Source organism: Methanolobus profundi (genome assembly GCF_900114835.1).
Lineage (GTDB): Archaea > Halobacteriota > Methanosarcinia > Methanosarcinales > Methanosarcinaceae > Methanolobus > Methanolobus profundi.
On the sequence record NZ_FOUJ01000002.1, the window covers coordinates 45,224 to 70,139 of the forward strand.

The 24,916-nt window shown below is 45.4% G+C and carries 22 protein-coding genes; 9 read left to right on the plus strand and 13 right to left on the minus strand.

Translation table 11 applies throughout. The annotated features are described in order from the left end of the window. Positions 1-29 precede the first annotated feature (29 nt). From BM008_RS05345 to BM008_RS05355, 4 genes are all read right to left on the minus strand, one after another. A complete protein-coding gene (locus BM008_RS05345; RefSeq protein ID WP_177187982.1) occupies positions 30-1,142 on the minus strand; it encodes an ORC1-type DNA replication protein in 1,113 nt (370 codons plus the stop codon). Between the two features lie 164 nt (positions 1,143-1,306). Next, positions 1,307-2,485 (minus strand): cysteine desulfurase, encoded by a 1,179-nt coding sequence (locus BM008_RS05350; protein WP_091934414.1) that lies wholly within the window; start codon positions 2,483-2,485, stop codon positions 1,307-1,309. A gap of 41 nt (positions 2,486-2,526) precedes the next feature. Next, entirely contained in the window at positions 2,527-2,667 is a 141-nt protein-coding gene (locus tag BM008_RS14865; protein ID WP_177187983.1) for a hypothetical protein, read from the minus strand. 177 nt (positions 2,668-2,844) lie between these two features. Continuing rightward, entirely contained in the window at positions 2,845-3,405 is a 561-nt protein-coding gene (locus BM008_RS05355) for a cytochrome P460 family protein (RefSeq protein WP_091934416.1), read from the minus strand. A gap of 119 nt (positions 3,406-3,524) precedes the next feature. Here BM008_RS05355 and BM008_RS05360 point away from each other — a divergent pair, with 119 nt between their 5' ends. Beyond that, positions 3,525-4,802, plus strand: a complete 1,278-nt coding sequence (locus BM008_RS05360; RefSeq protein WP_091934419.1) for a YcaO-related McrA-glycine thioamidation protein — start codon at positions 3,525-3,527, stop codon at positions 4,800-4,802. Then, on the plus strand, positions 4,778-5,461 hold the full coding sequence (locus tag BM008_RS05365; RefSeq protein ID WP_245747916.1) for a TfuA-related McrA-glycine thioamidation protein: 684 nt from the start codon (positions 4,778-4,780) through the stop codon (positions 5,459-5,461). The genes BM008_RS05360 and BM008_RS05365 overlap by 25 nt, the downstream gene beginning before the upstream one ends. Here BM008_RS05365 and BM008_RS05370 read toward each other — a convergent pair whose 3' ends face one another. The 4 genes from BM008_RS05370 to BM008_RS05385 all read right to left on the minus strand — a co-directional run bounded on the left by BM008_RS05370 (position 5,462) and on the right by BM008_RS05385 (position 8,484). Next, positions 5,462-6,277 (minus strand): metal ABC transporter permease, encoded by an 816-nt coding sequence (locus tag BM008_RS05370; protein WP_091934425.1) that lies wholly within the window; start codon positions 6,275-6,277, stop codon positions 5,462-5,464. An 11-nt stretch (positions 6,278-6,288) separates the two neighbouring features. Continuing rightward, positions 6,289-7,038, minus strand: a complete 750-nt coding sequence (locus tag BM008_RS05375; protein ID WP_091935570.1) for a metal ABC transporter ATP-binding protein — start codon at positions 7,036-7,038, stop codon at positions 6,289-6,291. Position 7,039: 1 nt separating this feature from the next. Continuing rightward, a complete protein-coding gene (locus tag BM008_RS05380; RefSeq protein ID WP_091934430.1) occupies positions 7,040-7,975 on the minus strand; it encodes a metal ABC transporter solute-binding protein, Zn/Mn family in 936 nt (311 codons plus the stop codon). 86 nt (positions 7,976-8,061) lie between these two features. Then, the gene (locus BM008_RS05385; RefSeq protein ID WP_091934433.1) at positions 8,062-8,484 is read right to left on the minus strand and encodes a metal-dependent transcriptional regulator; all 423 of its coding nucleotides are present in this window, start codon (positions 8,482-8,484) and stop codon (positions 8,062-8,064) included. A gap of 172 nt (positions 8,485-8,656) precedes the next feature. Between BM008_RS05385 and BM008_RS05390 the strand changes: the two genes are divergently transcribed. Then, positions 8,657-10,066 carry an MBL fold metallo-hydrolase gene (locus tag BM008_RS05390; protein ID WP_091934436.1) on the plus strand — a complete coding sequence of 470 codons (1,410 nt, stop codon included), beginning with the start codon at positions 8,657-8,659 and terminating at the stop codon, positions 10,064-10,066. A 47-nt stretch (positions 10,067-10,113) separates the two neighbouring features. Here BM008_RS05390 and BM008_RS14725 read toward each other — a convergent pair whose 3' ends face one another. Continuing rightward, complete coding sequence (locus BM008_RS14725; RefSeq protein ID WP_177187984.1) at positions 10,114-10,311, minus strand: hypothetical protein; 198 nt, start codon at positions 10,309-10,311, stop codon at positions 10,114-10,116. A gap of 260 nt (positions 10,312-10,571) precedes the next feature. Between BM008_RS14725 and BM008_RS05400 the strand changes: the two genes are divergently transcribed. Together BM008_RS05400 and BM008_RS05405 are read left to right on the plus strand one after the other, a co-directional pair. After that, a complete protein-coding gene (locus BM008_RS05400) occupies positions 10,572-16,616 on the plus strand; it encodes a hypothetical protein (RefSeq protein ID WP_143072291.1) in 6,045 nt (2,014 codons plus the stop codon). Beyond that, on the plus strand, positions 16,613-18,052 hold the full coding sequence (locus tag BM008_RS05405; RefSeq protein ID WP_091934444.1) for a PGF-pre-PGF domain-containing protein: 1,440 nt from the start codon (positions 16,613-16,615) through the stop codon (positions 18,050-18,052). Before BM008_RS05400 ends, BM008_RS05405 begins: the two co-directional genes overlap by 4 nt. Positions 18,053-18,134: 82 nt before the next feature. On the opposite strand, the gene BM008_RS05410 is transcribed toward BM008_RS05405, so the two are convergent. The 4 genes from BM008_RS05410 to BM008_RS05425 form a co-directional block, all read right to left on the minus strand. Next, the gene (locus BM008_RS05410; RefSeq protein ID WP_091934447.1) at positions 18,135-19,010 is read right to left on the minus strand and encodes an ATP-binding protein; all 876 of its coding nucleotides are present in this window, start codon (positions 19,008-19,010) and stop codon (positions 18,135-18,137) included. Beyond that, entirely contained in the window at positions 19,011-19,865 is an 855-nt protein-coding gene (locus BM008_RS05415; protein ID WP_091934450.1) for an ATP-binding protein, read from the minus strand. Positions 19,866-19,887: 22 nt separating this feature from the next. Beyond that, entirely contained in the window at positions 19,888-20,271 is a 384-nt protein-coding gene (locus BM008_RS05420) for a NifB/NifX family molybdenum-iron cluster-binding protein (protein WP_091934453.1), read from the minus strand. Positions 20,272-20,338: 67 nt separating this feature from the next. Continuing rightward, complete coding sequence (locus tag BM008_RS05425; RefSeq protein WP_091934456.1) at positions 20,339-20,701, minus strand: NifB/NifX family molybdenum-iron cluster-binding protein; 363 nt, start codon at positions 20,699-20,701, stop codon at positions 20,339-20,341. 154 nt (positions 20,702-20,855) lie between these two features. Between BM008_RS05425 and BM008_RS05430 the strand changes: the two genes are divergently transcribed. The 4 genes from BM008_RS05430 (at position 20,856) to nrdD (ending at position 24,901) form a co-directional block, all read left to right on the plus strand. Beyond that, complete coding sequence (locus BM008_RS05430; RefSeq protein ID WP_091934459.1) at positions 20,856-21,653, plus strand: undecaprenyl-diphosphate phosphatase; 798 nt, start codon at positions 20,856-20,858, stop codon at positions 21,651-21,653. Between the two features lie 87 nt (positions 21,654-21,740). Continuing rightward, positions 21,741-22,046, plus strand: coding sequence for a DUF134 domain-containing protein (locus BM008_RS05435; RefSeq protein ID WP_091934462.1), 306 nt, complete (start codon positions 21,741-21,743; stop codon positions 22,044-22,046). 68 nt (positions 22,047-22,114) lie between these two features. Then, on the plus strand, positions 22,115-22,948 hold the full coding sequence (locus BM008_RS05440; protein WP_091934465.1) for an Mrp/NBP35 family ATP-binding protein: 834 nt from the start codon (positions 22,115-22,117) through the stop codon (positions 22,946-22,948). 138 nt (positions 22,949-23,086) lie between these two features. Continuing rightward, positions 23,087-24,901 carry an anaerobic ribonucleoside-triphosphate reductase gene (gene nrdD / locus BM008_RS05445; protein ID WP_091934468.1) on the plus strand — a complete coding sequence of 605 codons (1,815 nt, stop codon included), beginning with the start codon at positions 23,087-23,089 and terminating at the stop codon, positions 24,899-24,901. The last annotated feature ends 15 nt before the right edge of the window (positions 24,902-24,916 follow it).

Here is a 24,916-nt window from a genome sequence, read left to right on the forward strand (position 1 = left end):
TAAATTCAAAATTAGAAGAGATATTTGACTCACTCAAGACATTTGAGTATATCATTTGAGTCATATGCAGGAGCAACATACCTGGTCCGTCCACGCATACCCTTACCAGAGAAATCTGCATCGATAAGCCTTGATACGTGCATCTTCTCGATCATCTCATAGAAACGGGTGTAACCAAGTCCGGTAATGTCATGGAATGACTTGTAAAGTTCCCCGGCCTGAAGACTACTGTCCTTTGCGATCAGACCTAGCAATGTCTTCTCATTGTCAGAAAGTGACCTGATATTACGACATAGATGTAGCAGCCGTGAAGCTTCATAGGCTTTGTCCACGTCTTCCACAGAAACGGTCCTGCTTGCCCTTCTCTCAGCATTGAGAGCAGAACGCTTCAGAAGATCGATACCTATTCTCAGATCGCCTGTCCTGTCCACATAGGTAACAACTTTGTCCAGAGCTTCATCAGATACTACATCCTTGAAGAAAGCGTGCTTCACACGATTGGCAATAATATCAGCGATCTCACCGATCTCGTATCTGGGAAAAGCCACTTCCTCTGGCAAAAATACCGAACCTACACGAGGGTCGAAACTGTAAGGTATACCCACATCACTGATGATAGCGATCACGGATATCTTAGCTCCGGGATACTGCTCATGTGCCCTCAGGAGCGAGTACATAACCTCATCAGCATGCCCTTCCGGGAAAAGATAGTTGATATCATCAAGAGCCACTACAAGGGTCTTGTTCGAATCGATCAGGAATTTGACGACCTTCTCAAAAAGTCTCCTGAACGATATACCTGAAGAAGGAGGAGCTATGCTGGTGAGCTGTTCATATATCCTAGAAACGACAGCGAACCTTGTGGACTCCATCTGGCAGTTTACCTTGACCAGGACCACACTATCAGTGTATTCCTTCATCTCATTGAATACTTTCATGACCGCTGTGGTCTTTCCAGTACCAGGAGGACCTTTCACAAGGCAATTGACAGGTCGCATACCTCTTAATGCTGGTTTCAGACTGAAGCGCAAAGCCTGCATCTGGGATTCCCTGTGTGCAAAATACTCCGGCAGGTGATCGAACTCAAGTACCTCACCGTTATTAAAAAGAGTCTCATCCCACAGAAGCATATCATCGCTCACTTTTTAATCCCCTCTTTTACCGCATTTAACTGAAACCTGTAATAATGACCATAAGGAAACAATATTAATTGCAAGTGGTCAGCTTGCAACACTAATATAATTATCTGCGCATAATAACTTTTTGCTTTTGATCTCACATGGAACTGATACCTGCCACAGAATGATCAGACAAGTGAAGTTATATCAGAAACCGTCCTGACAAGTGTTTCGACCTCTTCTTCGGTATTGTACAATCCAAATGATGCCCTCACAGTGCCATTTACACCAAGATGACCGATACCCGGCATTGCACAATGATAACCGCTCCTTACACAGATGCTGCGCGTCTGATCAAGTATCATAGCTACATCATGGGCGTTCATTCCCACCACATTAAAGGATACCACAGCAGCCCGATCCTCTGGACCATAGACATCCACACCATCCATCTCACCAAGACGAGTAGCTGTTTCCTTTGCAAGGGACAGTTCATGCTTCTCTATCTGGTCGACACCGATCTCACTTACATATTCTACAGCACGTCCAAGACCTATCACACCAGGGATGTTCGGAGTACCGGCCTCGAACTTAGCAGGACTTGGTTCCATCCTGAAATCATCTGAGGTTACAGAACTTACCATCCCACCGCCCAGAAATACAGGTTCGATAGTTTCGGGTTCCTTTATGTATAACACACCCGTACCCTGAGGACCAAGCAGGCCCTTGTGACCGGGACATACAAAGAAGTCAGGATCAAGGAAATTTATGTCTATGAACATATTGCCTGCGGACTGGGAGCCATCTATCAATATCTTCACATCATGTTCCTTTGCTATACCAATGATCTGTTCGATGTCCTGTATAGATCCGAACACATTGGAAACATGATTTACAGCTATGAGCTTTGTATTCTCATTGATCGATGAAAGGATGTCATCAGGATCTACAACGCCCTGAATATCAGGCGTTACAACCGAGACATCAATACCCATGTCCCTCAACCTCATCCACGGAAGCAGATTGGAATGATGCTCCACAAGTGTGACTATGACATGGTCACCTTTTTTCCAGGGGAAACCCCTCGACACGATATTGATACTTTCAGTTGCGTTCTTTGTAAAGATCGTGTTCTCGACACCCATATTGAAGAACGCTGCCACTATTTCCCTGGCATCCTCATAATGATCGGTCGTCTCCCTTGCAAGCCTATGGGCACCTCGCCCGTGGTTCGCTGCATACTTATAGAAGTAATCGAGCATTGCAGAAACAGCCGGCTTCGGCGTCTGCGTTGTAGCTGCATTGTCCAGATATATTACATCGCTTAATACTGGAAAGTCTTCCCTGAGGGTAAGGACATCATACATAGGAACCAGTATGCAAAGAACATAAAAATAGGTTTTGCAGGCTATTTTGCCTGCACTCCGCCAACCATGAAACGATAAAGCTCCATTTCTTCGGCGTCGAGTTTGTCTGCCGACACTCCACCTACTACCGCATGGTAGTTATTGAAGGAATCGACCTTTCTATTTTTCTTTGAGTCTCTCAAAATTTTACCTCCTGTCTCTCTTTAATTGATTCCTGCCCATACTGGGATCACCAATTATATACACATAATAAGAATATTTATTAGTGATATTGGGCTAAACTACTATGTAGTCACACATAGTATAAAAACATATCTATTTAATCATATAGACATAAAAATAAAAGAAAGGAGGAAAGATCACGCATTGGTGAATATATAATCTGCCTCAGCCTTACCTTCGTGACATCCAATACAGCCCCCAAGCTTACCTTCTGACTTTACGACACCATCCGGCGAGTAGGCTGCCCAGAACCAGTCATTATTGTCCGGATCAAAATCCTCGGCCTTGTACATTAGATAGATACCGGTCAACTCCTTGTCAGAATCGAAACCTTCTTTGACGACCATTGTTCCATAAGGCATTATCTCACCACCGGTTTCAGCGGCTGAGACCGCATTATCTGAAACATAGATAGAGACAAAGTCACCATGGACACCATTACCATCCATCATAGCCACTTCACCCGGCCAGATACTCCATTCCTTGTAACTGTCCTCTTCAGCGAACATAGAGAAAAGATCAGCGGCATCAGGAGTCATGCTTTCCTCCTCAACCATATCTTCTTCCATATCTTCCGCCTGCATTGCATCATCTGCACCAGTATCTTCGGCCATTGTTCCTTCATCAGTAGCTGTATCCGCACAACCGGAAATACCGATAACACATATTATCAGTAAAAGTATAAGTTTCTTGATCATATAGTAACCCCATTAAGACACTTACTGCTCACTATATAACAATAACTGGAAATAGAGCAGACATACACGGACATCTTTGTCGTAAAAGATATAATATATGCAGGAGACTTTCACGAATCATGCCAGAGATAAACATCGACAGATCACTCAAATACATCGAAGGTACGCAGCGCGTCCTTGATGAAAAGAGCACCCTTGAGAGAACAAAGGATGAACTTGGAACCATAGGAGTTACAAGGATCGCAAGCATCACAGACCTCGACAGGGTTGGCATACCTGTATTTTCAAGTATCAGGCCCAGTTCTGCAGATGGGGCTATCTCAGTATATTCAGGAAAAGGTAATACTGAGACCCAGGCAAGGATATCCTCCATGATGGAAGCTTTTGAACGATGTCTTGCAGAAAGGAGAGGGACCAACAACGATGTGGAAGAGGATATAAAGGCTGAGCATCTCATCGAAAGTTACGATAACGCCAGATACGAACATAGTGTGGTAGACCCCCTATCACTCCTTATTGCAGAGGAATACGACCCTCAATCACTAGTGGAGTGGGTAAGTGGATGGGACCTTATTAAGAATGAAGAGATACTCGTCCCCGCCAATGCTGTATATCACCCTTATGATGCCCCCGGAAGGACACAGAAGCTTTTCAGGAGCAATACAAATGGACTGGCAGCAGGGAACACCATAGAGGAAGCCATTTTCCACGGACTTCTCGAGGTCATTGAGAGGGATGCCCTCAGTATTGCAGAATTCAATCGCAACCCCGGGAAAGAGATAATCCTCACAGAGGATGACGGGGAGAACTATGAGCTTATGCGCAAGCTCAGGGATAACGAGATCGTGGTAAAGATATGGGCACTTCAGCATGACACAAATATCACAACAGTGGTTGCAGCAACCGATGACACCAGGCTCAGAGATGCGGCACTCCTTGTGATGGGAGCAGGAGCACATCTTAACCCGGATATAGCTATCCGCAGAGCCCTGACAGAAGCTGCACAGTCAAGGGTCGTCCAGATACACGGTGCACGTGAGGATACAGAACGTGAGAGCTTTGTCAGAGATATTGGCTATGAAAGGATCAAGCGCATGAACAGGTACTGGTATGAGGAAGGAGAGAAGATATCCTCCAGTGACCTGAAAGATATCTCAAAGAGCACACCTGCAGAGAGTATAGATGCTGTACTGGAACAGCTCAAAGGCGTGACAGACTGTGCTGCTGTTGTGGACCTGTCCAGAGAGAGTGTACCCGTACCTGTTGTAAGAGTAGTTATCCCTTCCTTTGAACTTTACACACTCGACAGAGAACGTGTGGGTAAAAGAGCAAGGTCAGGCCAGAGAAAGAAACTTGCCAGGGAAGACAGGCCATGGAGAAAAGGACGCAGGAAATGAGCGAAGAAAAGAAAGTGCTCATATTTGCAGGCAGCAGTATCAGCCACGAGGATGCCTCAAAGGTGCTGGATGCCACATACTGGCCGCCAATATCCAGAGGTGACCTTGACAGGGCCATGGAACAGGGATATAATATCATAGGGATCATCGATGGCATATTCTTCAGCAGGGCAGCCGTTGCCCACAAAGAAGTTATAAGAGCGATGAAGGGAGGAGCAACCATTGTTGGTGGATGTAGCATGGGAGCACTCCGGGCATCAGAACTTGATGTCCACGGGATGATCGGTGTCGGCAAGGTCTATGAATGGTACAGGGACGGGGTCATAGAGGATGACGATGAAGTTGCAGTGGCTACATACCCGGATACTTTCGAACCTGCTTCAAGTCCCATGGTGAATATAAGAGAGACACTTAGATCTGCATTCCACACAGGGATACTCTCTGAGGAAGAATGCACGAGCATAACCCTACTTGCTAAAAGAACACACTATTCTGAAAGAAGTTATTTTGGTATCACAAAAGAGGCTCACAGAGAAGGCATACTTCCTGAAGAACGGTCCAAAGAGCTTCTTAAGTTCTGCACAGAGAACGAGTGCGATGTAAAAAGAGACGATGCGCTTCTTGTTCTTGAAAAGGTCAGGCAGATCATAAATGAATGATCAGCTTGCTATTTTTGGCTTCAGCCCGTCATAAAGGAAATGAAGGATATACACACTGGACATTACCAGGATTATCGTTGCACCGGATGGAGCATCGGCCAGGTATGAAAGAAATAGCCCTATGATACTGAAGAATATACCAAAGAATGTTGCCAGATACATCATTTTGGCAAAATTGTTGGTGTAATGCCTGCTAAGTGATGCAGGCATGGTGAGAAGTGCAATGATAAGGATAATACCTACAACTTTTATCAGCAGTACGATCGTCAGTGCTATCAGACAGAGCAGAAGCAAGTAGAGCTTCTCCACAGAAAGACCCGCAACTGTTGTGAACTCTTCATCAAAGCACAGTGCCATGAACTGCTTATAATATGCATATACAGTGAATATGATAACAGCATCCAGTGCCAGCATCAGATAGATATCTGACATAGGAACGGTAAGAATATTACCGAAAAGATAGGTCATAAGATCAGGAGCATAGCCCGGTGTCCAGTATATAAGAATAATACCAATGGCCATTCCAAGGGACCAGAGGATACCAATTGCAGTATCTTCTGCTACTTTCGACCTCTTGCTCACAAGACCCATAACAAGTGCCGAGAACAAACTGAAAGGAATCAGACCATATAAAGGATTGATACCAAGATAATATCCAAGACCTATACCACCAAATGAAGCGTGAGTGATACCGCCACTGATAAAAACGATCTTTTTGACGACCACGTAAACGCCGATTATACCACATGCGATACTTGCCAGAATAGCGGCAAAGATGGCATTCCTCATAAAGTCATACTGGAGTATTTCAAGCATACTGTTCACCCTCAGTGTTCCTTCAATACCCTGTGTGGCACACCATGGGCAATCAGTTCTACAGGACACTGATACGATACTTCCAGGTCATGCTGGCTCAATTCCTTGTCATCATGATAGTGGAACTTACGGTTCAGACAACCGACCTTATCCACATATACAGAAATGGCACTTATGTCATGTGTCACCATTACGATAGCGATCTGGGATTTGAGCTTGTTGAGAAGTTCATAGAACTCCTTCTGGGTCCTGGAATCTATACCAGTGGACGGTTCATCCAGTATTAACAGTTTCGGTTTTGTAACAAGTGAGCGGGCAATGAACACCCTCTGTTTCTGACCACCTGAGAGCTCACCGATCTGACGGTCCTTGAACTCCAGCATCCCAACCGTATCAAGAGCATCACGTGCAGCCTGACGGTCTTCCTCATTATATCTCTGAAGAGGACCTTTATGGCTCAGACGACCCATGAGAACAACATCACACACAGTGATGGGAAAATCAAGATTTGAGGAATGATATTGCGGAACATAGCCCACATATTTCCGCATGTTCTTAGGAGTATCACCCAGGAGTTTAACAGTACCCCTATCGGGTTTGATCAATCCAAGGATAACTTTTAGAAGAGTGCTCTTGCCTCCTCCGTTCGGGCCGATAATGGCCAGGAAGTCCTTGTCCTTCACTGCCAAAGTGACAGCTTCCAGTACCCTGACACCATCATAGCTTACCCATATATCCTTAAGATCGATCACATCTTCCATTTCAAGCCAGTCCTTTTTCAAATGCTTCTGCTACCTTTGAAAGGTTATCTATATAATCCTTTGCTAGCGGATCGATCTCTACGACCTCGCCGCCGATCTCATTTGCTATGGCCTGTGCACTAACAGTACTGAAACCGGACTGGACAAAGATCACCTTTATGCCTTTTTCATTCGCTTCATCTATAACATTCTGCATATCCCTGACACTTGGTTCCTTGCCTTCTATCTCCACCGGCACCTCTGTCAGACCATACTGATCTGCAAAATAACCCCATGCAGGATGATACACCATAAAGCTGGATCCTTCATTATCAGAAAGTGTTGACCTTATCTGTTCGTCCAGTGCATCAAGCTCTGCAAGATATGCATCCTTGTTCTCAAGATAGACAGAAGCATTCTCAGGATCAAGTTCAACCAGACCTTCATAGATATTCTCCACCATTATCTCAACATTGTCCGGTGATGTCCAGATATGAGGATCGAGCCCACTTTCATCATGTTCTTCTTCTCCTTCATGTTCATCTGCTTCCTCTTCTTCATGCTCATGAGCTTCCATTTCCCTCAGGGTGATACCCTCGGAGCAATCGATGATCATCATATCAGGATTCAGATCTGCGATCTTGTCGATCATAACATCCTCTATCGTGATCCCTGAGCCCACCATTGCATACATCTTCGCATCGCTGAGATCTCTCAACTGCCCCGGTGTCGGCTCATAGGAATGAGGATCAGAACCCGGAGGTACCATCACAATAACCTCTATATTATCGCCTGTGATCTTTTCTACGAACTCGGCCTGAGGAAGTATACTTACAGCTACCACCATGCCAGTTGTTCCAGAGGTCTCATCCACAGGATCGCTTTCATCTACACAACCGGCTGTAAGAATGATACCCGCTATAAGGAGCAACATCAAAACCATCATATTTTTATTCATTTAATAACTCCACATTGTTTTGTAATATATCCAAATTGTTTGGTGCCATACCAAAGATTAGAGATAAAATAAATGTAGACACATTATCAGAGAGAACTACACGAAGAATGCTTGATCTTTCCACAAACACCTACAGTAGGATGCCCCATAGAACCACAGATGCGATCGATAGCAGATTTAGAAACAAAAGCCTCAAAACGAGACACTTCGCTACATGCCTCTTCGGAAGAAAGCCCATAATGACTGAGCATCAGGCTCAGTATATTGTGACGATTAACGAAGAACTCAGCATACTCCCTGCCTGTCGCGGTCAGGCGGACCCCCCTGTAAGGAACATGATCCACATACCCCGATTCCGAAAGATCGGTAATGGTCTTTGTTGTAGTGGATGGATCCACATGCAACTCATTAGAGATGTCAGTTGTCTTTACAAGATCCCCTTTCTTCAAAAGGAACTTCAGATATTCTACCTTTTTTGGAGATAACTCCAATCCTGTGATCTCCTGCATGCTACCTCATAATTAACAGGAAGTATATATTAGTTTTCAATTTGACCGGATTTTAGGCCATATTTTTGCATATACACCAAATAATAGAAAGTTAAAACCAGGTCCCTACAAGACCACACAGGAATGAAAAGATACATTACTGAATCGGACTAAAACAAAAAAGGGGTTCAGAATGTTAATACAACAGATATTCACTGAGAAGATAGCGCACAGTTCATACATACTGGCAGGAGAGAGAACATGTGCCGTGATCGATCCAAGAAGAGATATCGAGATCTATCTGGAAATGACAAGAGAACTAGGAATAAGGATCACTCACATCCTTGAAACACATTTACATGCAGATTTCATCTCAGGACACATGGACCTTGCCCAAAGGACCGGTGCCAGGATATACGGACCAAGATCCGCTAACTACGAGATCGAGTACATCCCCCTGTCAGAAGGAGATATTTTCACTATAGAGGATATGGAACTGAAGGTACTGGAGACTCCCGGACACACACCTGAACATATTTCCTACGTTGTCACCGACACATCCAGAGGAAAAGAGCCTGTTGCACTTTTCTGTGGAGACACAATGTTTGTTGGAGATGTAGGAAGACCGGACCTGTTCCCCGGAAGAGCGGAAGAACTTGCATCAGGACTCTATGACACACTTCACGACAAACTGATGGGACTACCGGATTTCTGTGAGATACATCCCGCCCATGGTGCAGGATCACTTTGCGGAAGAGCAATGGCATCCAAAAGGACCAGCATACTGGGATATGAAAAGAAGTACAACTACGCACTGGAAATAAAGGACAGGGCAGGTTTCATAGAGGCACTGACCACTAACATGCCAGATGCACCGGACCATTTCAGCCGCTGCACCGAGATCAACCGAAAAGGGCCGCAAATGGTAAAAGAGCTTACATTTCCTGATGCACTGGACAATGACAGGTTCAAAGAGAAGATGAAGGATTCAATTATCCTTGATGTACGCAGTTTCGAATCCTTTGGAGGACAGCACATCCCACAGGCATACAACATTGACCTTAACTCTAATTTCCCTACCTACGCAGGATGGCTGCTGCCACCCGAAAAAGACATACTTCTCGTTACTGACAGCTATTCACAGGCTTTTGAAGCATGCAAGCAACTACACAGAGTAGGACATGACAGGATAACAGGATATCTTGAAGGGGGCATGTATGGATGGGTCACGGATGGACTTCCTACAAAACATGTACCCCAGATATCTGCGTCAGAACTGCACACACGGATCACCGATGGAAAAGAAGCCATAATACTTGACGTCAGATCTGCTTCGGAATACAGGGACCTGCATCTCGAAGGAGCGATCAACATACCGGTCCACGAGCTCAGGGAGCGCCACAGTGAACTTGACAAGGAGCTAGAAACAATACTCATCTGCGGGTCTGGACAGAGATCGAGTATGGGATGCAGTATCCTGTTGCAGAAAGGAGCAAATGATGTGAAGAATGTTTCAGGAGGAATGACAGGATATTCAGCCGCAGGATACGGGCCAGAGTGTCCTATGTGTGTCCTGCCATGGGCACCTTTCAGAAACAGATGAACTCAGCTAAAGACATGCATGAAGCTATAGCTCAAGCCTCCGCATTCTTAGTTGAATGGCATTCCCTTGTAACTGAATATATCTTTGACCACATAGAAGAAATCTATGATATCATCGATAGACACCAGCAGCAACAAAAGTATCAACAGCACAATTATCAGTTCCGAATAGTCCGGAAGTGAGTGCACCAGATGAGCAAAAGAGCTCATATTCCCGTTTGCAGACTGTACCACGCTATTACCCAATTAAATGTCGTACACCATTCAATAAAAACATAACCATGATCCTTAACGATCTATTATGAAAATACTGATATGAAGCCTTAGTACTGACCCATCGAAGATACATCATCTTTTTGCACCATTCATTGTAGAATTTGAGGAAGAAACCGGCATGCAGTGGTTTTGTGCAAATGTTACTATTTTACAGATTATTTATATAATATTGCAAGCTATATTTGCTGCTAATTCAATAGATGAAATCACATGCTGGATGTGAAAAAAGTATGAGAGATAATGATAACTTCTTTTCTAAAAACGACAGGATCCAACTCCTGTTATTAGTATTTTTTGTGATAATGTTGCTCACAACCTCCATAGGTTCTGCGGCATCTATCCAGAAATTCAGTATAGATGGACGAACATACAGTCCCGGAGACACAATAACCATTACCGGAGAGATACTGGATGGTAATAGCTCGGGAGATGTCGAGATAACTATCTGGCCCGAAGGTGATGAGTTCACCGGGAACGATACGGCAAATAAAACAATAACTGCAAACCAGGGAAGCTTTTCTACAACAATGACGGCCCCTGAAGAAGCAGACGATTATACTATCATAGCTGTTGAAAGTGAGACCGGTGCGATCTCCCCATATTTGCACATGGACGTTGTGGGAATGAACGACACCCAGAACATAAAAGTACTATTCACTGAAGGGGACATCATCAACATACCACTTTCAGAGAGCCACGAGATCACAGGTAACCTCAACCAGAGCAAGAGCGGAGGAAGTGTGCTCCTTGGAAGTACCACCTATTATTTCCTGGTATCAGGACAGAACATAGCTTACGTGGACGATGACTCTGAAATGGACATCACCTCTGACAATTCAGGCATGGCCGTAATAGGTAACCTTGAAGAAGGGGCAAAGGTAAAGCTCAATGATATCACTTATAGATTGATCCATATCAATTATTACAACGGAATAACCCTGGCCAGAACAATAGCTCCCACATTCGCAGGCGGAGAAACGGTCAATGTCACCGTTATGACACTTAACGCTACAGGATATCCTGTGCAGGACACCATAGGTATCGAGTATCTGAGAGAGAACGGTACTGCAGTGACCACAACTGAAGTTATGACCGATGCCAATGGCATCAATACAACAGAGTTCGAGATCCAAAGCACCGGAGGAACATACCACCTTGTTGCAGAGGACATAGGACACATATCATTCGTTGTTAATACAATGACAATGTTCGGGGACGTATTATCCACAGAGAACCTTCCCAAACACACCTTTGCCAGAGGAGAGGTAATGGTACCTGTTGTATACCTCAACAACCTCAGTTCCGGCTCACCAATGGACGATGCAACGGTGACTGCAACCATAACAAGTAAGGAGAACGGCTCATATCTCAATGAACTCGACCTTGCATACGACAGTAGCATAGGTGCATACATTACCAATTATACTATTCCCGGCAGCGCTGAGACAGACACATATTATATTGAATATGAAGCTTCTTCAGGCAGCCAGACACAGAAAGCATACACATATTACAACATCAAAGCATATGATCTCTTTTTGAAGGTAGCATCCAAGAACAAAGGAGAAAGTGACGGTTTCGCACCCGGCGAAGAAGCATTCCTTATAATTGCCGGAACTGACCTTAGCACTGGAGAAAGTCTTGATCTTGAAGCTACTACCGGACTTGACACAGCAAATTTCCTGCTGAACATCACTGACAGCACAGGAGATGACCATACTACCAGCTGGTCATTGATGAACGCTACATCCTTCTACCAGTATCTGGAAGTACCGACCGACATACAGGACGAGATCGAACAGGATCTTGGAGATTCCTTTACGATCATTAATTTCACAGCACCTGCAGAGAACGGCGTCTATGACACGATCCTCAAGGTCAACATCTCCGGCTGGAACACAGCAAGAAGGAGTATCACAGTACAGGATCTCTTCGTGCACGGAGAGCCCGTGAACAAGATGGGATGGTTCAGTCCTACAGTGGCACCTAATTCCACTGCAAGGATAATGATCACAGCATTCGATCCATCCACAGGTGCAGAGATACCTGCATCAGACATCCACGAAGCAGGACTCATAGAAGTGTGGAGTGACAGTGCCTCAGAGGTCGTCACAGAATACATGGAAGACCAGACCATCACAACGATAAATGTTCCTTTTGTCGGAGACAAGAAGGTCCTTAAGTTCAATGTCACAGACTCATACCTTGGCTTCCACTATGTCAGGTTCTGGGTAAATGCAACTGTGGATGGCACACCTAAAATGGTAGTCGGTGATGCATGGTTCGATGAGAAGCTCTATCGCATAAATGCAAAACCGGTGTTCGATGAGAATTCCAGCATGTTCAAGGTATTTGGTTCAGATGAGAACATCGAACTTGCAGTACACGTTCAGGACATAAGTGGAAATGATATATCCACCGCATCGATCGAGCTTGAAAGTCTCAGATACAGTATGACAGGAGAGAACATCCCTGTTACCGACTCGTCCAGTTCATTTACAACAGACTCCGACGGAGATGTTACACTTGAGATCGATCCGGAAGATAGTCTTAAATCAGGATTCTACAACGTCAGGATAAAGATGACAACACAGGACGGAGTTGTCGACTACGGTAACGGATGGTTCGAGGTCAGTAATTTCATATTCTACCCATATTCCACATCATGGGATGCAGGTATCAACCAGCCGATCAACTTTACCCTTAATGCCTTTGACAGCAGTTTCGGGGACAAGGAAGTGAATGTTACCCTTACTAAGATCATTGCAATGGGTGACTGGGATATGATGACACCACCTACCATGTACAATGATACGGACGTAGAGATCGGAACCATCAATGGAAGCGGCTATTACGAACATCCCGGACTTCCAAGGGGCGGTAATTTCGAATTCGTATTCGAAGCGACCGATGGAAATTCCACTGAGGTCGGAAGGGCATGGGTACACACAACAGCCTTTGTAGCATGGGTAGATTCCAACTGGGAATATGAGTTCCCGACGAACGGATTCATCAATTTCACAGTAAAGGCATCCGATGACCAGATGTGGGGAAGCAGTTCCCATAACCTCACTGATGTAACAGTGGAGAAGGTCATGCAGGAAGGAATGTGGATGTCCAGTTACAAGACAAAGACCCAGATGGCGAACATAACCACCACAGAAGCAGGACTTAATCCAAATGAGATCGATGTGTCCATCGATACGACCGGATGGGGACAGGGTGCATACATGATGACACTCAAGGCAGTTGACGATGAAGGAAGCGAAGTATTCACTGATTTCTGGTTCCGTCTCGAACTCGCCAGTGTCTCCATCACAAATCCAATGAGGATCACTGTGAATGCAGCCCAGTATTACACCAATGCAACCTCCATCAATGCGACCAGTGACATACTTACAAAGCAGGAACAGCTTGAGAGCCTTGGTAACGTCACAGCAGGTAAGATAAGTGGAAGCATCATTGGTGGCGATAGTATCACACCTCTGCAGACCAGTTATGAGATAATGGGTGGTGATTCATGGAACCACAGCTTTGTACCGGCATACTCCATGGCAGTGATAGACTCCATATATGACACAATATACATCGAGTATGAGGACCAGGAAGGTGGCTGGCCAATAGGTAACCTCTCCAATACAACTACAACACAGGTCTTCAACATGTCAATTGGTTCTGAATTCACCGATTACACCGGAAGGACATGGGAAATCACAACAATACGTTCAGACGGAACAATAGGTCTGGAAGGAAAGAACACACTCAAGAATGGTCTTCTGCTGAATGACACCATCATGGCAATGAGCAAGTCAGGAAAGTTCCTCATGAGCAATTTCCACGATGAAGAATGGCAATCCATCGACCTGGACGGAGATGGTGAATACTACGATGACAACTACATCATACTGCTTGCAGATACAACTACAGCAGGAAAATATGACAAGGTGCTCATCAGTAATTCCTACAACTTCTCTGCAGGATACATCGATGCAAGTGCAGGAGAACCTATCCAGTTCGGAGGGGATCCGATCTACCTGCTCAGTAGCAAGTATCAGTCCTCTGCATATACACTGGAGTTCAGCACATACAATGAAGGATGGAACGGTATGCATATCGGAACATTCCAGAACGGTTCTGTGATGAAGATACCATTCCTTGTTACAACACCATCAGGAGATCCACTTTCAGGAAAGGAGGTCAGGATCGACTATCTTATCGATGAGGCAAAGGACAAGCAGATCCTTGATAATATCAGTGCAACCACAGATTCAGGCGGACTTGCACTTATCGAGATCGATACGGCAGCTGCCAACATACCTACCGGTTCATGGATGATACACTACAATGTGACCATAGGCGACGAGTATGCTGTTGCAAATGAGGAGATGTTCTGGGAACTGACACGTTTCGAGATCCGTAACTTCGTTGTTGCAGGAGCACTTGGAATACCAGGCCAGATAGACCTGATAGAGCTCAGTGACAGTAACAGCGAGGATGGAATACCCGGAAATAACATGCTCCTGGCATACGGCGAGGAGCTTGAGTTCACAAAGGGTATCGCTGCCTACAATTACGGACCTGGAGATGTATACAACCTTAACTGGCCGTTCAACAACTGGTACTACAACAGCACTACAGGAGCATTCAACTATTCCGAGGACTGGGGCTTCACCCTTGAACCGGGAGACGTGGGTGTCGGTGCAACGATCAATACCAGTGGCGCGAACGTTGCAATGGGATACAATGTAACATCGATCAACAATGCAGGCGATACAATAGTCCTTAACCTTGGAGAAAGCACAGCATTCTATGAGGATATGTGGAACTTCACCCTTACAGAATCATCCGGAGGAACAGCGACCCTCTCTATGTCATACGTAGGATGGCCATGGACCCTTCCAGGAGATGAATGGGGACCAGGACCTGAGATACAATCGTTCACAGAAGGACAGATGTACTGGATGGGTGGCCTTGATTTCGAGGTGAACAACATCACCAACACCAGTGCGGAAGTAACCCTGAGATATCCGCTCATCGTCGCTTCTGTCGATGCTGCAGGATCACTTATGGACGATGATCTCGAAAATGGTGAGATCAGTACTTACTTCGGATCTGTTGCCCAGGTTACATTCAATGACCAGGATTACTACATCATTGGTTATGAGGACCAGGCAGGGACCATGTACGACCAGATGGAGCAGGCATACACAGAAACAAAGGACAGTATCCTTGTGGTGAATGCAAGCAACTCCAGTGACGCGAACACATATCGCATCGGAGAGACTATCGATGGTTTCAATGGCTACTATGCAGCATCAGTTGCGAATTGGGGAGGAAAGTTCGTCCTTCTCAACGGAAGTGCCACGCAGGTCTACCCGATCCCCGAATGGATCGCAGATGAACCTGTATTCTACACCGGAAAGTTCAGTGATGAGGATATCGGAATGGATCTTGCAACTGCAGGACGTGAGTTCGATGATGATGAAACACCAGGTATCGGTGTTATCGATACTGATGACCGTTATCACATATTGCTCATAGACAGGCTTGCTAACGGAGTTAACATGCCAACTGAAGCAATATACGATGATGACGAGGACCTCACCACACTACGTGACTGGGAGAACTACATGGACCTTAACTCCATCTATGACATGTATACAGAAGAACAGGGATATGGAGACGCCATACCTGACTTCTTCGGCGAGTCCATTGTGACCATCAATATGTCCGAAGGACAGGCATGGGACATTGGGACCGGCAACATGGAAAGCTGGCCACTGGCATTCCCTACACTCAATATAGATGAAGGGGAGAACACAGCAACCCTCAAGTCATTCGCACCTGTCTTTGAGGTAGATGTGAACGAGAGCATCACCATCTACATCACTGCAAGGGAATTCGATGGAACAGCCATCAATGGTACTGCCGAACTCGATTCATTGAAGATGATGTTTGGAGGCACATTTATGGAAGGACCTACCGATGACCTTCCGGTAACATGGGATATGAGCTCTGCAATGGTCAACACTACCCTTGTCAATGGTGAAGGCGCACTTGAGATCGCACCTGAGGACATGAGCGGTATCGACTATGACTTTGGCGAGTTCACAGCCTTTGTGACGGTTCAGAAGGATTCAGGAGGAACAGAGACACTTAAGATGAACTTCTTCAGAGTTAACGAGGAAATGATGGATATGTTCGAAGATGAAGGCCCTATGGGTAGCGAAGGTCCAATGGGTGGCGAAGATGACATGGGAGGTGACTACCTGTGAGAAAAATATTATTGATCCTCATAGTCATTCTCCTTGCAGTAGGAACACTCCCTACTGCTTCTGCCACCGCATCCCTTAGTATGGGCAGTATAAACTACGATACCACTGTTGTAAAGGATGAGAGCATAACGGTTACTTCAACCGTTACTGCTGCAAGCGTATCAGGAACACTTACCGTTGATGTCACACTTACTGACAACTCCGGACAGTTCACAGTACCAAGCCCCACACAACAGGTGCAATTCACAAGCGACGGTACAAAATCAGTATCATGGACAATTACAGCTGCATCAACCGGAACCAGCTCATCACCATTCACCATTTCAGCGAACGGTGATGACAGCAGTAGTACAGCAAAGATCGCATCATCTGCGATAACTGTCAAGGACAGACCTGTATTGACAGTTACATCGGACACTGACGTATCATCTGTAAGTGCAGGAGATGACGTGGTGATAAGTTATGTCGTATCCAACAGTGCTTCCTCTGGTGCTGCAGATGCCACTAATGTCAAGGTGGCATTGTCACTTCCAAGCGGATGGAGCTTAAGCAGTGGCAATACACCTGCTACACTTGGCACCATCGCACCTACTGCATCAAGTTCAGGTTCATGGACAGTAACAGCAGATAGCCCTTCCACAAGCAATACGTTCACACTCACTGTTACTTCCACAATACCCGGAGGCAGTGTGACAACAACTGAATCCGTGGTAGGTCCTGCATCCAGCTCCAGTTCATCATCCGCCAGTGGTGGCGGCGGTGGCGGAGGAGGTGGCGGTTCCACAGGTGAAGAGTACGAGAACATTGCCTTTAAGGACGTAAAGAAAGTGTACGTTCAAAATGAGGTCAGGTCTGAGTATGAGTTCACTGAAGGAGACAACCCGATAACAGGCATATCATTCATGCCAAAGGTCAATGCAGGTTATACTGATGCGACCATTGAAGTACTGCATGACAAGTCCACTTTTGCAGATACAAAACCACAGGGTAAGATCTACAGCCAGATGAACATCTGGGTCGGAAAGACCGGATGGGCAAGCTCGGATAATATAGAAGATCCCGAAATATCATTCGCTGTTGACATGGCATGGATCGAAGAGAACGACATAGATACTGCAGACATCAGGTTGATGAGATACACGACCCAGTGGGATGAACTTGATACAAGCATCACAGGAGAGGACGAAGAATATGTATATTTCACAGCCTCAACACCTGGATTCTCACCCTTCGCCATAGTTGTGAAAGGCCTGAGTGATGATGCCACAAACGAAGTATCAGAAGAGACCGACCAGGGATCAACCGATGCAGAAGAGGTCGATACTGGATCAGCATCTAGTGAAGATGATGATACAAAAGGCACACCAGGATTCGAAGCACCTGTACTGATATCAATGCTGGCCATTGCCTATATCTTCAGCAAGAGAGAACAATAAGTGAACATTTAGTAGCGATCATTTTATTGCTACTATCTTTTTTCTTTTTTTATCTGGTAATTATCCGTAATTTATCAGCAACTTATCCATTATTGTCCCCAAGCATGGACAACAGAACGGACCACATGGAACCTATTTCCCCTGACAGTTCATTGTCCGGATTTTCCACAATTGTCTTTCCTTCCAGCATGGCATCGATAACCATCCTGTTATAAGGGATCCTGCCCACGACATTTACACCATTTTCTGCACAGTGATCGAATATCAACTGTGACATTTCCGGGTTAAGATCACATTTATTGATACACACTGCAACAGGGATCCTGAAATGCCGGGCCACCTGGAGCACCCTGTCAAGATCATGTATCCCTGATACCGTGGGTTCGGTAACGACCAGAACAAGATCCGTGCCGGTCATTGCTGCTATTACAGAGCATCCGGTCCCCGGAGGTCCGTCTATTATGATAAGCCCCTTACCGGAACTTTCTGCAATTTCCGAAGCCCTTTGCCTCACATTTGATACGAGTTTACCGCTTGCTTCTTCCCCGATCCCGAGCTTCGCATGAACGAGCGGACCAAAACGTGTGTGAGAACAATAGTACTCACCTGCTTTTTTTTCTTTCATGACAATAGCAGTTTCAGGACAGACATATTCACAGACACCACAACCCTCGCACCTGTAAGGATCCACAATATGAGATTCGAGGATCGCATCGAACCTGCAGTTCAAAACACAAGTATCACAGCCAGTGCACAGGTCCTTATTGATATGTGCAAGCTTCAGTCCGTAAAAGTCATGTGTTTCAAACGTGTCCGGCTGCAAAATGAGATGCATATCAGCAGCATCCACATCACAATCTGCTATGACAGCATTATCAGCAAGTGCAGCGAATGAGGATGTGATAGTGGTCTTACCGGTTCCGCCTTTGCCGCTGATGATAGTGATCTGCTTTACCATTCAGACACCAACTCCAGACGAGACACATTCACATATATCGCGATACATCTCCCGGAACTTGCTTCCCCATTCAGGCATCTGCTTCACAAAAGGAGTTCCTTTTGAATAGAGGACAGCGATATCCCGGTCAAATGGGATCTTCATAAGAACAGGTATAGCTTCGTTCTGGCAATATTGTTCCACACCATCATCACCCACACCATGGCGGTTTATCACGACACCAAAAGGGATACCTAATTGTTTTACGACAGCTACTGCAAGAACGAGATCATTGAGACCAAAGGGTGTAGGTTCAGTTACAAGAACACAATAATCCATTTCAGCAACGGATGCTATGACAGGACATGCAGTCCCCGGAGGAGAGTCAATGATCGCAACCGTGCTGTCATCAATGTGTTCTTGTAACTGCCTGATGACCGGCGAGGCCATGGGTTCACTGATATCGAGAGTACCCTGAAAGAGTTCGATATTGAAACTTTCATCGATGCCCCTTTCGATCATACCTATGGAGCGTGCTGCTTCTGATATCGCACCGTCAGGACACACCAGAGAACATCCGCCACAACCATGGCATAGTTTGGGGAAGACCATCACACTTTTAGGGAGAGCAGCTATCGCATTGAACTGGCAGATATCAGCACATCTGCCACACAGAGTACATTTATCCTTATCTATCTCAGGAAATGAGATGAGGACATCTTCCTGCTTTTCAAGCCCGAACCCGAGGAATAGATTGCAGTTCGGTTCTTCAACATCACAATCCAGCAACTGGGCACTGCCAAGGGCAAGGGCAAGGTTAACGGCAACCGTGGTCTTCCCGGTACCACCTTTGCCACTTGCGATAGCTATTCTCATTGATCAGACACCTTATGGATGATCAGTGGCAATGTTCATGACCATCATCGTGACCATGTCCTGCACAGGAGTTATCCTGAGTTGCCTTTGAGAGAGAATTTGATTCCCATGCGGCGATAGCTTCCTGTATCGTACCTGTTGCACCGATGAATACATCGATACCATACTGCTCGAACATCACGACAGCTTTCCTTCCAAGACCACCACAGAGCATGATGTCTACTGATTCCTTTGCCATTATCTCAGGAGGAAGTCCCGTACCACCGTTGTGTTCACTTGTGTTTGAGAGAACTGAAGCTTCCTTTGTCTCTGTATCATACAAAGTGTAGTAAGGTACTTTTCCAAAATGCTGTCCGACCGTCTCTTCAATTCCTTTCTGTCCCATTGCTGGTATACATAGTTTCATCTTTTAGACCTCTTGTAATTATTTAGATATTTTTGTATCGTTCTTGAAGTACCATTTTGAAGCATTATTACTTCCCTGGTTTACCCGGAGAGTTCGCTTCCTCAATAGTTTCCAATGAGTCTGACCTGTAGGCTTCGATAGCCTCACCTACTGAGCCGGCAGAGAATATTCTCATCCCGACATTCTCTGATGAGAGCAATGAGAATGCATTCGGACCAACACTGCCAGTGATGAGTACATCTACACCTTCACCGATCACTTGCTGTGCTGCCTGCACACCTGCTCCACCTGATGCTGAACTTACACCATTTTCCACTGATAGAACTTCCATCGTATCAGGATCGACCATCACAAAGTATTTGCATCTGCCAAAATGTGGGTCAACAGGTGCTTCCAGACCAGTATCTTTTGCTGTTACACATATTTTCATGGAAATTCTCCCATATGAGCAATAACTAATATACACACATATGAGACAAAATATAAGAACTTAACTAGTAACTCATATATATTTACACACATTTGTGCAATAAAAAAGAACAAACCACCCCATATATATAGAAATAAAGCCAAAGTGACGATGAATGTTGACGGTTTTTGAAGCAATAGTATTGGGAATGGTTCAGGGTATTGCAGAATGGCTTCCCATAAGCAGTGAGGGAATGACCACCCTTGTAATGCTGAACTTTTTTGACAGAACACTTGCAGATGCACTACCCATAGCCATATGGCTGCATACAGGAACACTGCTATCCGCGGTGGTCTATTTCAGGACAGATATCCGCAATATACTGACCGAGATACCCCAGTACCTGAAGAGCAGGGACATCAATGAGAAAAAGAGCAGCATAATAACATTCCTGATCATCACAACCGGGATCACAGGAATAATAGGACTTCCACTCATCCTTTTTGCCACAGGTGCCGAGGATTTCTCAGGAAAGCTCGCAACAGCGGTCATTGGAGGACTTCTCATAATCACAGGTCTTTTACAGATATCTGCTGCAAAAAGGACAAAGAAAAGAGATCAGCCAGTTATAGCTGATTCTGTTATCGCTGGCCTGGCACAGGGATTTGCTGCACTTCCGGGCATCAGCAGATCAGGAATAACTGTTTCAACATTACTATTGAGGGACATTGAAGCATCACAGGCACTCAGACTAAGTTTCCTTATGAGCATACCCGCGGTACTTGCAGCGGATGTAGGCATGGGAGCAATGGGACTTCTGAGCTTTGATGTGAACTCCATACTGGGACTCTTCTTTGCATTCCTTTTCGGGATACTGACCATAGACCTGTTCATAAAAGCAGCTAAAAGGTTCGATTTCTCGAAATTCTGTATCGCACTGGGAATACTCAGTATTCTGGCATACTTCGTCTGAATCACTTCATTTTGCCACAAAAGAGAATAAATACATAAGCATTTCCGCAAACGTATAAATAGCACATCACGTAATGAGTGCATAACAATGACTTGCAGAGGAAGACCCAGATCACCCAGAAGAGTGGAATGCTCACCAGATGTCCTTTATTTTAAACCAAGAGGAGTACCGCTCAAAGAACTTGAAACCGTATCCCTTGCTATTGAGGAGCTCGAAGCCCTGCGGCTGGCAGATCTTGAAGGAATGCAGCAGGAAGAAGCAGCCATCAGCATGGGAATATCAAGGAGAGCTTTCTGGCAGGACCTTCAAAATGCAAGAAAGAAAGTGGCTTTAGCACTTATCGAAGGCAAAGCTATAGAGATAGTTGGCAAAGACCCTGGTGAGATCGAATGATCCCCATACCATTGCAGAGCCGGCCACGTCACATTACATCAATTCTAAAATTCTAAAGGAGATTTCATATGACACAGAACATCCAGAGCCCTGAGGATCTTTTAAAGAAAGCAGAGGAACCAAAGCTCATCAGGAACATGAGAGCCATCAAGAAGAAGATAATGGTAATGAGCGGTAAAGGTGGGGTCGGCAAGAGCACTGTTGCAGCTAACCTGGCTGCAAGGCTTGCAGAACGTGGACACAAAGTGGGACTTCTGGATGCTGACATCCACGGACCAAGTATCCCTAAGATGTTCGGCATAGAAGATATCAGACCAACTGTCGATGAGAATGGTATCGTTCCTATCAGTGTCACAGAGAACCTTTCTGTGATGTCAGTTGCACTTCTTCTCGAAGACAAGGATGCACCGGTCATATGGAGAGGTCCTGCAAAGATGGCAGCCATCAAACAGTTCCTTGAGGACGTTTCATGGGGAAAGCTGGACTACCTTATCGTGGATCTCCCACCAGGGACCGGAGATGAACCACTCAGTATCGCACAGCTTATCGAGAAGATGGAAGGTGCAGTGGTTGTTACAACACCACAGGACGTAGCACTTGTCAGTGTAAGGAAATCCATCAAATTCGCAGAGATACTTAAAGTACCTGTGATCGGTATTGTCGAGAATATGAGCGGGATCATATGCCCACACTGTGACGAGATGATAGACCTCTTCGGCAAAGGTGGCGTGGAGAAGGCATCCGTAGATTTCAACGTCCCGGTTCTTGGTGAACTGCCAATGGACCCTAAGATCGCAGAGATCGAGGACAGCGGAAAGGTCCACACCGATATCAATGAAGAAATGATATGGGGCAAAGGCTTCGGAAAGATAGTTGATTCTATTGAGAACTTCAAAAAGTGAGTTTTGAAACTCAATATTCAGGAAGATCGAACTCTTCCGCCTTCTTTTTTTATTATTCCACAGGATCCTTTAGAGAATATCCTTTGATAATTTGATATTACCTCCTCATATTTATACTAAAAACACAGACATTTCTATATGGAAGTGGGAATCCATAAGAAAGTGGACAGGCTTGACTTCAGGGACCCGATAGAACTTGTTGATGATGTCCTTTTGAACAACAGCTGGCTATTGAAAGAGAACTCTAACACACGCCTGAGTCCCTCCGTTGTAGACCTCCACATCGCGGCACAGATCAAGAAACAATATGCTCTCAAGAAATTATACTCAGGTGAAAGTGCCTGGGCACATCTTGAAGGGCTCATCCACATCCATGACCTTCACAGCCCGTTCACACCATACTGCAACGGTATCGATGCCAGGATATTTCTCAAGGACGGACTTCGGTTCCCGGATACCGTGAGCCTTCCAGCAAAGCGCTTTGAATCCGCACTTTACCATGCTATGTCCTTTATGGTCCACTCACAGCAATTCTTCGCAGGAGCACAGGCTATTGACATGCTCAACTGGATGCTTGCACCACATCTTCACTTTGATGATATCACAGAAGAGCATCTCAGGCAAATAGTTCAGGGATTCATGTTCCAGATGAACCAGTCCAACCGTATAGGTGCACAAAGCGCATTCACCAATATAGGACTGAGGATAACATGTCCGAAGCTCATTGCAGACCAGAAGGCCATCTTTGCAGGAAAGGAACTTGAAGAGACATACAGCCATTTTGAAGATGAAGCAAGGACAATTTACAAGGCCATCATGGAGATCGCAAGAGATGGCGACGGACAGGGATGCCCTTTTACATTCCCCCTGATAACAACAGCAATAACAGATAATCTGGACCTTGATGATCCGCTATGGGAACTGACCATGCAGGCAGCTGCATCCACCGGAGCACCATATTTCCTGAACCTCAGGGCAGATTACCTTTCTGACAAGACAGTGCATGCCATGTGCTGCCGCCTGTTCGCTAAACACAGCGGAGGGATATGGAATGCAGGTGGCATGGGAAGTGGTTCTAACAAAGTAGTATCCATCAATCTTCCAGGAGTCTCACTACGTTCCAGAGATATGGACGAGTTCTTTGAAGAGCTTGACAAGACCATGGATATTGCCAGACAGGCATTGCTCGATGGGAACAGAATAATTGAGAGGGCATTGAACGAATGGAAGATACTTCCATGGCTTCAGATGGTCACAGACGATGGACTACCATATTACGATTTTGAGGAACGACACCTTACATTCGGTGTTGTGGGACTCAATGAATGCCTTATGAATCTCACCGGAGAGACACTGCTTGAACAACAAGCTCTTGGTATCAGGATAATACGCTCCATTGCAGAGAGGATCGAACAATATTCCAAAGAGGATAAGATCGAATATACACTGGAACAGACCCCTGCTGAAAGTACAGCCCATCGTTTTGCCCTGATAGACCGCCTGAAATACAAAGAAGGTGCCAGCATCCAGGGAACAGAGGAGACGCCATACTACACCAATTCCACACATGTACCATACAGGAGCAATACTTCCCTTATCAACCGCATAGAGATCGAATCCGAGTTCCACCCCTGGTTTACAGGTGGTACCATCTCGCATATCTGGATGGGAGAAAGTCATCCAGACCCAAAGGGTCTTTCTGATCTTGTAGAACAGATAACAAGGACAAAAATTGCATATTTCTGTTTCTCGCCTGATCTTTCAATATGCAGTAAAGGACACAGCTCAAGAGGTATCCAGGAAATATGCCCACATTGCCAGAGCGAGATCATCGATCATATCTCCAGGGTCACAGGATATTACGGCCATGTGAACAACTGGAACCCAGGTAAGATAAAGGAATACCAGGAACGCCATCGATACACGATCGATCCCACCCGGAAAGATAGATAAGTGTCCGGACCATCA